We start from the raw sequence: 12234 nt of genomic DNA on the forward strand, positions 1-12234 counted from the left end.
ATGTCCTCGACCTCCGTTCCCCGCACCCCCACCGCTGCTGGCCCACGGCGACTGCCAGACGCCTGGAGTCTCGGCTTGCACCGAGGCGCCCTGGAGCTGAAGCAGTTCTTCCGCCAATGGGAGCAGGTGGTCTTCACCTTCGCCTTCCCTGTCGTCTTCCTTTTTCTCTTCGCGAGCATCTTCAATGACGACCTTGCGGACGCGGGCATCAGCGCCTCGCAGCTCTACGTGCCCGCGATGATCGCAGCAGGTGTCATGGCGACCAGCTTTCAGTCCCTGGGCATCTCGATCGCCGTGGAACGGGACGCCAACGTGCTGCGCAGGCTGCGCGGGACGCCGATGCCGCCGTCTTCATACTTCCTGGGCAAGGTATGGCTCGTCCTGGTCACCGGCCTGTTGGAGACGGCAATACTGTTGGTCGTAGGAACCACTGTCTACGATGTCGCACTGCCGACGAGTGTGGAAAAGTGGATCACTTTCGGGTGGGTTCTTGTCCTCGGTCTCACCGGCTGTGCGTTGCTCGGCATCGCGGTCAGTTCAGTCCCGAGGTCGGCGCGGAGCGCCTCCACAGTCGTCGTGCTCCCGTTTCTGGTCTTGCAGTTCATTTCCGGGGTCTTCGTCTCCATCGCCACGATCCCTGAATGGATGCTCAACGTCGGTGCCCTGTTCCCGCTCAAGTGGATGAGTCAGGGCTTCCGAGGAATCTTCCTGCCGGACACAGCCAGGGCGCTGGAGCCGGCGGGAAGCTGGGAATTCGAACGGATCGCGCTGGTTCTGGGAGCCTGGTGCGTTGGAGGTTTGGTCCTTTGTCTGCTGACCTTCCGGTGGAAGAACCGACGCGACGACTGAGAGGTCCCGCCGGAGCGCGGGACATCGACGCATGGCACCGGGCGTTCCGGTTCTGGGATCTCTACTTCGCGGTGGTCTGGTCCGCCACTCTCGTCTTCGTCCTTGGGACTGTGGGGCCTCGATGGCCGTTCGGTGTCGTCGCGATGATGATGCTGGCGTTGCTGGTGCCCTGGTACGTCCTGCTGGGACGTCCGGTGCTCAGTGGCAGGACCCGCAGCGAGCGGTCAGCCGTGGTTTATGTGGCGGGAGCGACCGTGATGTTGCTGACGTCCGCCGTTCTCGTGGGCGAGATGCGGCTGATGACCTTCGCGCTCGTGCCTCAGTGCTTCATCGCCCTCCGGCTCCGCCCCGCGATCGTGGCCGTTACGGTAATCAACCTCCTTCCCGTGGCCGGATGGGCACTGCTGTGGCTGCCACCTGCTCCGGAGTTGTTCTTCAACGGCGTGTTCGCGCTGGTCACCCTGGTGTTCTCCATTGCCCTTGGCAGCTGGATCATCCGAATCATCGAACAGAGCAACGAACGGGCCCACCTGATCACCGAGCTGGAAGCCAGGCGGGAAGAGATCGCACGGCTCTCAACCGAGCACGGAGCGATGGCAGAGCGAGAGCGCATAGCACGAGAGATCCACGACACGCTCGCCCAGGGATTCACCAGCATCGTGATGCTCGTCCAGGCGGTGGAGTCCGAACTGGAAGGCGACGTATCTCTGGCCCGGCGCCACCTCGCCCTGATGGCGGACACAGCGCGTCACAACCTTGCCGAAGCACGCAGTCTGGTCGCCGGAGGCGCCCCCGCAGACTTGCAAGAGGTATCCCTGGTGGAGGCCCTACAGCGGCTGGCCGCACGTCATGATGCGTCCGCCCATGTCACGGGGTCTGTGCAGGCTCTACCGGCGGGCCTGGAAGTGGTCGTACTGCGTTCGTGCCAGGAGGCACTGTCCAACGCCCGAAAGCACGCGGGTGAGACCGCGTCCGTCAGCCTCTCCGTGACCTACGGTGACTCGCTGCTGCGTGCGGTGATCAGTGACGACGGGTGCGGTTTCGAGCCCGCGACAGCCGCACATGGATATGGCCTGGCCGGAATGCGGGCTCGGGTCTCGGAGGTGGGCGGCACAACCCTGATTCGCAGCGCCCGGGAAGCGGGCACTGACGTCACCATCGTGGTGCCCCTGCCGGGATGCCCTGAAGCGGCCCCGGAACTCATCGAACAAACCCCAGCGAAGGAGTTCCCGACGTGATCCGCATCATCCTGGCCGACGACCACCCCGTCGTGCGCGAAGGCCTGTGCGCCATGCTGAGCACTGAGCCTGACCTGACAGTGATAGCCCAAGCCTCGAACGGACCGCAGGCCGAGGCGCTCTGCGCGGACCTCAATCCTGACATCGTGCTCATGGATCTTTCCATGCCGGGCGGCGACGGTGTCGACTCAATCACACGCATGACCCGCAGGAATCTGGCCGCCCGGATCGTCGTCCTCACGACGTACGTGACCGATCGAGACATTCTGCGGGCCGTCGAGGCAGGCGCGGCAGGTTACTTGCTCAAGGACATGCCTCGAGGTGAACTTGTCGCGGCCGTACGCTCCGCCGTCCGAGGCGACACCGTGCTGGCCCCGTCCGTGGCCACCCGCTTGGTCGACCAGCTCCGGCCGAGACCGGAAAGACCTCAACTCACTGCACGTGAGACGGCGGTGCTGAGCCTCGTGGCGGAGGGGTGCACCAACGCGGAGATCGGGCGCCGGCTCTGCATCGGTGAGTCAACGGTGAAGACCCACCTCCTGCGCGTCTTCGGGAAGTTGGAGGTGGGTGACAGGACGGCCGCAGTGATGCGGGCGATGCGGCACGGACTGTTGGAATGAACCAGGCTGGCGGTAACAAGGCCCGCGCGCCGCCGGAGCAAGGCCCGCGTGGTTCGTAGCAACTGTCGTGCGCATGGACTGATGCCAGTGGGAAACCGTCCAAGGAGTGCTACATCTCCAGCCGAAAGGGTCCTCAGAGTGCCATGTCCCTCACAAGGGCACGGCGCTGCACCTGGACGAGCCCTGGTCCTCGCTGGCCATCTCGGCTCAGCAGACACCTCAGAGGCCCTCAATTGCCCGACGGGCCATTCGATTCACCGAGCGTTTCCAACTCACGTCCCTATCAAGAGATCCGCGTCGTCGAGAGGAAACCTGATGAAAAGTCACGTGATCCATTCACCCAGAATAGGTCCACCGATCAGAATGGGGGTTGAGGGCATGCTCGAGGACTCAGCAACAAGGGGGTGGGTGTCAGGTGGGGGTTCATCGGAGATGCCGATGGACGAGGACCACCTGCGCCCGGGGCATTCGGGCCAAGTCTGCGGCGTCGATCTCCAGGGTGCGGTCGGCGGATCCGGCACCACAGAAGACGGGTTGTTCACCTTCCGTCACTGCCGAGTCGATCAAGCAAGGCAGCGCCTGGCGGTGGCTCACGGGGGCGATGCCTCCGGGGATCAGGCCCTCCGCGAGGAGAACCTCGGCGTCGGCCGCCCGAAGCCGGGATCGGCTTGCACCGATCACGGAAGCCAAACGGTTGTAGTCGACTCGGTCACTCGCCCGTAGCGCGACGAGCAGCAACGGGGTGTCGTCAGTGGTGAAGGCGAGTGTCTTGACGGCCTGTGACCAAGGGAAAGGCAAGGCCTGACGTTCGCTGATGCTGTGGGCGGTGGCATGTTCATGGACCGTGTACGAAATGCCGCTGTCATCCAGCACAGCCCTGTAGTTGGGGAAGCCGGAGTTCATGCGAGTGCGACATCCTTCTGCAGCGCGCCGTCGCTGGCGTTCGCGGGGGCGACGGGTTCCAACAGGGCGCTGAAGTGCCGCAGGACGGGGGCCGCTTCGACGATGCGGTAGCCGGGCAGGTCGGCGGCCTTGTCGGAGATCCTACGCAGGGCTTCACCGACATAGTCCAGGTGGCCGCGTGTGTAGGCGCGGCGCGGCAGGGCGAGCCGGAGCAGTTCGCGTGGAGCGGTCTCGTCTGGGGCCCCGTTCCGGCCGGGGCGGCCGAAGGTGAGGGAACCCAGTTCGCAGGACCGCACACCCGCTTCCAGGTACAGTGCGCAGGCCAGGGAGTGCGCGGGGAACTGGTGTGCAGGGATGTGTGGCAGCAGGGCGGCGGCGTCGAGGTAGATGGCGTGGAGTCCGGATGGCTGAACCGTGGGGATGCCGGCCGCGTTCGCCAGTTCGGCTAGATGGGCGGCCGCGGAGGCTCGCGCCCGCAGATAGAGGGGATCGGTCACCTCTGCCAGTCCCTGGGCCAGCACTTCGAGGTCGCGGCCGGCGAGACCTCCGTACGTGGGGAAGCCCTCCCGCGCGATCAGTACGTTCTGGCAGCGCAAGGCGAGGTCGTCATCGTTGAGGGCGAGCAGCCCACCGATGTTCGCGATCCCGTCCTTCTTCAGTGAGGCGACGGCGCCATCGGCCAGCTGGAAGGCTTCCCTGGCGACGTCGCGCGGAGTGTGCTGGGCGTACTCGGGGTCGCGTTGGGTGACGAGCCAGGCGTTCTCCGCGAAGCGGGCCGCGTCGAGGAAGAACGGCACGCCGTGCTCGTCGCACAGGGCCCGTACCTCTCGGAGGTTGGCCATGGACACGGGTTGCCCGCCGCCCGCGTTGTTGGTGATCGTCATGATGACCATCGCCACTTTGGGCCCGTCCGGACCACTGAGCGTATTCCGAAGCAGACCGAGATCTATGTTCCCCTTGAACGGGTAGTCGCTCTGCAGGTCGGATGCCTCCGGGCACGGGAGATCGCGCGCTTCAGCCCCGGCCAGTTCGATATTGGCGCGGGTGGTGTCGAAGTGCGTGTTGCTCAGGGTGATCTGGCCTGGTGCCAGCAGAGCGGTGAACAGGACGCTCTCCGCCGCTCGGCCCTGGTGGGCAGGAAAGATGTGGCGATACGAGGTGAGGTCTGCAACCGCGTCGCGGAAGCGGTCAAAGGACCGCGCTCCCGCATACGTCTCGTCCCCGCGCATCAGCGACGACCACTGGTCGGCCGACATCGCGCTCGTCCCGGAGTCGGTCAGCAGGTCAATGGTGATCTGCTCGGCGGTGAGCTTGAAAACGTTGTATCCGCCGGCCTCCAGGGCGCGCTGTCGCTCCTCACCGGTGGGGAAGGCGAGAGGCTCGATCACCTTGATGCGATACGGCTCCATGATCATGCTGCTGCTCCTTTGGTCGCGCTGTATCACTCGGAGTCTCAGCCGCTCGGCCAGATCTATTCAACTGATTGTGAAATAATGCAATCGTGATTACGATGCGTTTTGCAGCGGCAGCTGAGGAACAGATCGGCTTTACCATGTCCCCACTGCTGGAGGCCGTCCATTCGTGGCATGTACTGGCAGGGCCGGGACATCACGCACTGCACCTGCCGTGGGTGCGACGGTGCCGTGAGCTGCCTGCCGCTCTGCGTCGCCAGATGCGCGAGCACAGCTTTGTGGTGGCCGACTACATCCCGGCCTTTTTCGAATGCCGGGCAGACGATCATGAAGCGACCTTCGACGAACAACTAGCCGTGGTCCGTAGTTTGCCGCCGGAGGACCTGGCAGTCGAGCTCTCCCAGACCATCGTCGACACCACCCGCTACCGTGGCCGTGACCTGATCCACAATGCGGCCGTACGGGATGCGGCGCTTGCCGAAGTGGAGCTGGTCGATCCGCGTCGGGCCGAGAGACTCCGTAGCATCGTCGCGGATCCTGCTCCAGTGCTGGAGGCCGCGCTCGCCGTCGTGGAGGACTACTGGAGCGCTGCCTTTGTCTCGGAGTGGGAGCGCATCGAACCTCAACTGCACTACGCCCTCGCGCGGGCCGGTCGGCGCATCGTGCACGAGGGCGTCTTCCCGATGCTGCGCACGCTCACTCCACAGATCCGGATCGACCCCGGCCGACGTCTGCTGCACCTGGACCGCCCGCACGAGCACGACATCACCGTGACCCATGAACGGCCTGTGACCTTCACCGCCAGCCACTACGTGTGGCCCCACGTGCGCGTCACCTGCGACGAACCCTGGCCTATGCGAGTGACCTTTCCGGCGGGACCACTGACGCCCGAGCCTCAGTCCGCGAGTCAGGAGGAGATACTCACCGTATTGCGCGCTCTGGCCGCGGCCCCGCGCCTGCAGATCGTCGCGGCCCTCTCCGAGCAGAGCCGCAGCACCCAGGAGCTAGCCACTCTTCTGGGGCTCTCGGAGTCCGTGATCTCGCGGCACCTCAAGCAAATGACTCAGGCCGGGCTGACCACGGCACGACGAGAGGGCTACTACGTCCTCTACACCATCAGTCACACACGGCTCAGCCAGATCACAACGTCCCTAGCCGACCTCGCCAAGGCCCCCAGAGCATAACTGCCGCCTCGCATGCCTACAGGTTCACCGTGTCCGCCAGGCGGACAGGCTTCCTCCACACCTACAACCCGCTGCCACACCGCACCGAACGGACACCCGCCCATCAATCGCGTGCCCCCCCGCTCTGGGGCAATACACCGAAGGTGTCTGTCACGCGCTCGTCGCCGTGTGCAGGAACTCGACTACGGTCTCCAATTCGCCGTCGGGGAGGGGGCGATGTGCAGGGCGCCGGAATGCGCGCGGATGATTGACTCGGCGACGGCCAGTCCCAAACCGTGCCCGGTCGCCTTGGCGGCGCTGGACGACTACCGAGTCCGACGCCATCCCGGATGGCACCGCCGCATGGCCCTGGCCATGGCCGCCCACGACTGCCTGACCGTCCTGCGAGCTCGTGAGCTGGATGCCGGGAAAGCCGAACGATCCTCCCAGCTCATCCACCTCAGCTTCGCGGGCATACGGCGGCAGATCACCCGACTCATGGACGGCCAGCCTATCTGTCGAGCAACCACCGTTGCAGTACTGAGAGGTCCCAACAAGGGCATTGGGTGAGGAGGTGGACGGCGAGGCCGAGGAGGGCTTCGTGGATGTCGTCGCGTCGTTCCCAGCGGATGCGCAGGCGGCGGAAGCCGTGCAGCCAGGAAATGGTGCGCTCGACGACCCAGCGGAAGGTGCCCAGGCCGGTGCCGTGTGGCTGGCCGCGTTCGGCGATCGCCGGGCGGATGCCTCACTTGCGCAGGAGCCGGCGGTACTTGTCGTGGTCGTAGCCGCGGTACGTGAAGAGCGTGTCGGGCCATCGACGGGGTCTTCCGACGGCTCCCGCGACCGCTGGGATCTTGTCGGGCAAGGGCAGCAGCTGGGTGACGTCATTGCGGTTTCCGCCGGTCAGCGACACCGCGAGCGGGATGCCCCGGCCCGTCGGTGATGACGTGGTGCTTGCTGCCCGGCCGTGCGCGGTCGACCGGGCTGGGCCCGCTTTTGGGCCCCGGCGTGCGGCCCGGACGTGGGACGAGTCGATCACCGCCTCGACCAGTCCAGCTTGTTCTTCGACCGCAGCTTCTTCAGCAGCACCGCCTGCACCTGGTCCCAGACGTCGACCTCGTTCCAGGCCGCCAGGCGCCGCCAGCAGGTCATGCCGGAGCCCGTCTCAGACGCAGCATGGCAGTGGCCCCTGGGGACCAAGCCTGCTCTGGCACAGCCAACTCCACAACCAAGCGGGCCAGATGACGCCGCGACGCCCCGTGAACAGCCAGTGCGCCAGGACTGTCCGATGACCTGATCGTAACCGCGGATCATGCCACCCAACGGCAACCCACCTCACCTGCACTACGCACCATCTCGTGCGATGGAACGCCTGGATCCGGCATGACTCTCCCGCTGTCCACCGGAATGTCGAGTTCGCCTGCGCGTGCCGTCCTCCGGGCGCAGCGCCGCGCACCCTACACCCACTGCCGATCGGGATATCACTGTTTCAGCGAAGGTCTGAACAGCAGGCAGGACCAGGCCGCGCCTTGCTGATCATGCACGATGCGGTGGGAAGGCATGGTGTCGTCCCACGGCTGTGATGACGAATGCGATGACGAGAAGAGCCAGCGCTCCCCAGGTCAGGGCTGAAGCTCCGGCACTGTCAAGGAGGACTCCGCCTACCAAGCCCCCGCCTGCGATCCCTATGTTCCAACCTGTTACGACGACCGGCTGGACAGTGTCCGATGCAGGTCCCGCTGCGGTAGAGACTGCACTCTGCAGGAGGCTCGGAGCACCGCCGAATGCGATGCCCCACAGAGCAATGCTGATCAATTCGATGACCGATACGGAGGTTAGGAGTCCGACGGACAGGACAGCCAGTGCGAGGAGCGCAGTGCTGCCGAGCATAAGAGACCGAAGATGGCCGTCGATGAACATACCAGTAACCCAGATACTCGCCATGGACATCACGCCGAAGAGGAGCAGCACGGCGCTGATGTTGTCAGCCAGCCCTCCCTGATCGAGGAACAGAGTGATGTAGGTGAAGAGAGCGCTGTGAGCCATGACGAAGAGGAGGGTGACAGCGCAGATTGCAGCAACCCCAGGTATGACGAACGCACGTCTCAGAGGTGTGCGCTGGCTCTTGGCCTGGCCGGGGAAGTCCGGCACGGCTGCCCGTATCCAGATCGTCACGCCCGCAGAAAGCAGGGCCATCACGGCGAAGGTGTAGCGCCAGCCGAGCAGTTCGGCAAGCAGGGTTCCGGCAGGGGTACCGACTGCAAACGCGACAGGAGTGCCGGCCATGACAATCGTGAGCGCTCTGCCCTGTTGCCCGGGGGCGCCCATGCGCCGGGCAAAGCCAGCTAGGAGCGCCCACAATGTGCCTCCGAACACGCCGGTGACGAATCGGACTGCAAGCGTCAGAGTGAGATTGTCCGACAGACCCGTGACGACGCTTGTCAGTACGTATCCCACGAGTGCAAGGAGAAGCAGTCTTCTGCGTGGCCATCCCATCGTTGCGCTGACCAGCGGGACGGCACCGACGATGGATCCCACGGCGAACACGGTCACCGTCTGGCCGGCAGCGGACTCCGAGACACCGAGATCCTTACTGATCGCCGGGAGAATGCCGGCCGGCATTGTTTCCAGCATGACCGTAGTGAAACCTGCTGCAGCGAGGGCAAGCAGGCCGCTGAGAGGGAGACGCGATCGGCTCACCTGGCTGGACGCCTGTCGCTGTACTTGAGACATAACCTCACCGCGTTGATTGAGAGGGCAGTGCTGTGAACTTCGTCCTACAGGCCGCTCCGTGAGCAAGCAGGTGCACGCGCGCCTCCTGAGGCAAACTGCCCATGAGAGATGACATGATGTTGTCATGATGGGTGGTGGTTGTCAAAGGCCCTAAGGTCGTGTCCTACGTGGTGAGGCGGACGTTGACCCGGTATGGGGCGGGGAACGTGGAGTTGGATCGTGCCGGACGGCTTGTGGGAGATCGCGAGGCCGCTGATCCCGGAGCAACGAGCACGGCCACAGGGCGGTGGAACATCGAACACGCCTGATGAGACGCTGTTCGCGGCCATCATTTACGTCTTGGTCAGCGGCTGCGCATGGCGCCAACTTCCGCCGTGCTACGGCATATCGAAGTCGACGGCTCACCGCCGATTTCTGATCTGGTCCAGGGCCGGTGTCTGGGGCCGTCTGCACGAGGCCGTGCTGCACCGTCTCCACGACGTCGGCCTTATCGACGTTACCCGCGTCGTCCTCGACACCGCGCACGTCAGGGCTAAAAAGGGGGCGAACACACAGGTCCGAGCCCCGTGGACCGGGGCAAGCCGGGTTCCAAGATGCACATCCTGTCGGACGCGAACGGACTGCCCCTTCTCGTCGGCGTCTCGGCCGGCAACACCCACGACAGCGAAGGGCTGAAGCCCATGATCGAGGGTCACCAAACGAGACACGACCCTCACAGCGGCAGGTACTTCAAGCCGCAGCGCATGCACGCGGACAAAGCCTACGACCGGGCCGACCTGCGCAGATGGCTGCGGTGGAAGCGGATCGGAGTGCGCATCGCGCGCAAAGGGATCGAGTCCAGCGAACGATTAGGGCGACGCCGCTGGGTGATCGAGCGGACCATGTCCTGGATGTCCGGCTACCGCCGACTCAGCCCTCGCTATGAACGCAATCCACGCAACTACCTGGCCTTTCTCGGCCTCGCCGCCGCCCTGTGCTGCTACAAGCGACTCCTCCACCTCACCACGTAGGACACGGTCTAAGTGAACATCGGCACCACATTGACAACGTATTGACATCATGGCAATGTAAGTTCACAGTGTTCTTCAATGTCCTTCAGTCGTTCAGTGCAGGCACAAGGAGTGAACAGCTTGCTGCCCTGAAGGAGAGCTGCCGTTGCAGTACGGGCTCAGCGCACGTCCGCATGGCGCGACAGAAGCGGACGACAGGCAAGCGTGTACCTGACAGGAGAGCCTATTGGGAACGCTAGGAGCCGCAGCTGTCGCAGTGAAGAGGGTTGATGCTGCACGGAACCGCGCAAAACTGCTGGAAGCAGCCACCCGCCTGGTCACTACGTGCGGTGTCGAAGGCTTGACGATGCAGGCGGTTGCCGCGGCAGCAGGTGTGGGCAAGGGGACTGTCTTCCGCCACTTCACTGATCGCGACGGCCTCCTCCTCGCCCTTCTGAGCGCGGCTGAAACCGAGTTCCGCGAGGCGTACACGTCCGGCCCTCCACCTCTGGGTCCTGGAGCTCCCGCAGGGGAGCGACTCGTGGCATTCGGCTGTGCCCTGATCGAACGCACTGCTTCCGCTACTGACCTCGGCGCTGCACTGAGCCGAGAACTCCAACCGCGCCGCCGGCAGGCCTCGGACACTGGCTGGCACTTTCATCGCCATGTGGCCGCTCTGCTGCGCCAGGCCGCAGTAGCCGGTGACTGCACCTTGCTCGCTCACGCCTTGCTTTCTTTCCTGAACTTCGAGACGACGGACTTCCTCCGCGATTCGTGTCGGGCGACTGACGCGCAGCTGAAAGAGACTTGGGCGGACTTGGTATGGAGAGTGGCCTCGTAGTGAGCGTGCGGCTTCGTCACGACCGTGTGAGAGCCTGAGAGACGACGAACCTGCTGATGAGTCGCGATGCGACAGACCAACCGGCCTTCTCGTGGCCGACGTCTACGCGTGCGGCTGGTGCGCAGTCTCATCAGCGATCCAGGTGAGCAAGGGCCCCGGTTCGGCTGGTCCAGGCGTGTGGGGCCATTGTCGTGCGCCATGGCGCGCACCCCGATGCCCGAGCCACTGCGGCAGGCAGTTCACCAGCTCGTCTCTGAAGCGGTTGTGAACTGCCAGGAGGTTCTGCGCTACACCGAACCCGACGTAGCCCACAACTGGACGCGATGACGCTGTACCAGGGCACTGACGCGCGGACACGATGAACATGGCGGCCATGCTGGACGCCGTGTACTGCCAGCGCACACCGGCATGGCAATGGACACGCTTGCGCCCTACCTCCAGACGGCGGCAGCAGCGCAGCCGGGCGGCCGGCCCGAGGGATGCGGACCGGCACGAAGTCGCGGGGATGCTCGGCGCGCCGCGTCCCGCCGATGACGACCAGGGCGCACAGATGTGGCTTTCGGTGGGCCAGGTTATGCGGAAGGCGGGCTGATGGCTGAGCCCGATGAGCAGCGGCTGCTCACTGAGACCTGTCTGCTCGGGCTGCGGGCCCGCCGGTGTGACGACGTCGAGGCCCTTGACAGCTCCCTGCCGCCTCACGTTGCGAGGCTGGCTCGGCAGGTCGCTGAGGTACCGTCGGCCACCGTGCGACACCGGATGTCGTTGAGCAGCACGACTCCATATGCCGGGCCCCGGGGGGCGACTTCTCTCTCCCCCCAGGAGCCCGTGGTGTGGCGAGATCAGGTCGGACCGGAGGCGTCGATACTCTCGTCGAGGACGAGGGAGTGGCCGGGCTTGCCAGCACATCCTGGTTCCAGGTCTTCGAGCCAGCTGCTGATGCAGGAGTGGAACGGGTCGAGGTCCTGATGCGCCCGGGAGTGAGGTTGAGATTCTTGGTGACGCCCACCATCTTCTTCGTGGGGCCCGGCGGTTCCGAGCCCTCTTGGACCACGCTGGTGACATTCCGGTTGATGCTGCGATGGGCACAAGGGTGCGGCGGGGCTCTGACAGCCGTCCCGATCTCCCTCACCGGCAGACGAACTTCACAGCGTCTGCGTGAGCGCATCCGGTGCCGCTCGCAGTCATGGAAACAGATGTTCCAGTGCCCGCCGGGAAGCTCTGGGTGCCCAGAGAGACCCATCCAGAACTGGCCTGACGCTCGTTGAGCGGCGGCTTGGTGATTTCCTTACCGGCGCTGTGCGGGCTGATCGTAGCTGCCGGGTCGGCCGTCCATGATCCACAGGCGCTCGACGCCCGCGACCGGGCGGGGCGCCGGATCCAGCGCGAGTAACGGTCACAGGCGCTGGATGATCCGGCAGACCGTCGCCGAAGAGTCCCGAACGAACAGCGAGACGAACTGCTGCATGGCGAGGTTCGTGCGGTAGTA

Annotated in this window: 11 protein-coding genes and 2 pseudogenes; 7 read left to right on the top strand and 6 right to left on the bottom strand. The window is 64.9% G+C overall.

The genetic code is table 11. The features are described 5' to 3' along the window. From ACIGAQ_RS37345 to ACIGAQ_RS37355, 3 genes are read left to right on the top strand one after another with little or no spacing between them, the layout of a single operon-like run. Complete coding sequence (locus tag ACIGAQ_RS37345; RefSeq protein WP_399791171.1) at positions 1-849, top strand: ABC transporter permease; 849 nt, start codon at positions 1-3, stop codon at positions 847-849. Continuing rightward, positions 807-2087 (top strand): sensor histidine kinase, encoded by a 1281-nt coding sequence (locus tag ACIGAQ_RS37350; protein WP_399791174.1) that lies wholly within the window; start codon positions 807-809, stop codon positions 2085-2087. Before ACIGAQ_RS37345 ends, ACIGAQ_RS37350 begins: the two co-directional genes overlap by 43 nt. Beyond that, entirely contained in the window at positions 2084-2707 is a 624-nt protein-coding gene (locus tag ACIGAQ_RS37355; RefSeq protein ID WP_399791177.1) for a response regulator, read from the top strand. The genes ACIGAQ_RS37350 and ACIGAQ_RS37355 overlap by 4 nt, the downstream gene beginning before the upstream one ends. 423 nt (positions 2708-3130) lie before the next feature. Here the strand turns inward: ACIGAQ_RS37355 and ACIGAQ_RS37360 are convergent, their stop codons facing one another. Continuing rightward, positions 3131-3610 carry an aminoacyl-tRNA deacylase gene (locus ACIGAQ_RS37360; protein WP_399791179.1) on the bottom strand — a complete coding sequence of 160 codons (480 nt, stop codon included), beginning with the start codon at positions 3608-3610 and terminating at the stop codon, positions 3131-3133. Beyond that, on the bottom strand, positions 3607-5025 hold the full coding sequence (locus tag ACIGAQ_RS37365; RefSeq protein WP_399791182.1) for a tryptophanase: 1419 nt from the start codon (positions 5023-5025) through the stop codon (positions 3607-3609). The genes ACIGAQ_RS37360 and ACIGAQ_RS37365 overlap by 4 nt, the downstream gene beginning before the upstream one ends. 95 nt (positions 5026-5120) lie before the next feature. Between ACIGAQ_RS37365 and ACIGAQ_RS37370 the strand changes: the two genes are divergently transcribed. Next, a complete protein-coding gene (locus ACIGAQ_RS37370; protein WP_399791212.1) occupies positions 5121-6206 on the top strand; it encodes a DUF5937 family protein in 1086 nt (361 codons plus the stop codon). Positions 6207-6500: 294 nt separating this feature from the next. After that, positions 6501-6654 (top strand): annotated as a pseudogene (locus ACIGAQ_RS37375) (IS701 family transposase); the annotation flags it as partial. Between the two features lie 42 nt (positions 6655-6696). Here ACIGAQ_RS37375 and ACIGAQ_RS37380 read toward each other — a convergent pair. From ACIGAQ_RS37380 to ACIGAQ_RS37390, 3 genes are all read right to left on the bottom strand, one after another. Next, a complete protein-coding gene (locus ACIGAQ_RS37380; RefSeq protein ID WP_399791215.1) occupies positions 6697-6927 on the bottom strand; it encodes a transposase in 231 nt (76 codons plus the stop codon). Positions 6928-6930: 3 nt separating this feature from the next. Beyond that, positions 6931-7224, bottom strand: a complete 294-nt coding sequence (locus tag ACIGAQ_RS37385) for a transposase (protein WP_399791185.1) — start codon at positions 7222-7224, stop codon at positions 6931-6933. A gap of 497 nt (positions 7225-7721) precedes the next feature. Then, positions 7722-8918: an MFS transporter gene (locus ACIGAQ_RS37390; protein ID WP_399791188.1), complete on the bottom strand. Its 1197-nt coding sequence runs from the start codon at positions 8916-8918 to the stop codon at positions 7722-7724. A 192-nt stretch (positions 8919-9110) separates the two neighbouring features. On the opposite strand from ACIGAQ_RS37390, the gene ACIGAQ_RS37395 reads away from it, so the two are divergent. Beyond that, positions 9111-9928, top strand: a protein-coding gene (locus ACIGAQ_RS37395; protein ID WP_399791191.1) for an IS5 family transposase whose coding sequence is annotated in 2 segments (ribosomal slippage) — positions 9111-9453 and positions 9453-9928 — 819 coding nt in all. Because the reading frame shifts where the segments join, the coding sequence is not laid out codon by codon here. Between the two features lie 256 nt (positions 9929-10184). After that, complete coding sequence (locus ACIGAQ_RS37400; RefSeq protein ID WP_399791193.1) at positions 10185-10748, top strand: TetR/AcrR family transcriptional regulator; 564 nt, start codon at positions 10185-10187, stop codon at positions 10746-10748. A gap of 1324 nt (positions 10749-12072) precedes the next feature. Here ACIGAQ_RS37400 and ACIGAQ_RS37405 read toward each other — a convergent pair. After that, positions 12073-12234 (bottom strand): annotated as a pseudogene (locus ACIGAQ_RS37405) (IS5/IS1182 family transposase); the annotation flags it as partial.

This window comes from Streptomyces sp. NPDC085932 (genome assembly GCF_044540525.1).
In the GTDB taxonomy this organism is placed as follows: domain Bacteria; phylum Actinomycetota; class Actinomycetes; order Streptomycetales; family Streptomycetaceae; genus Streptomyces; species Streptomyces levis.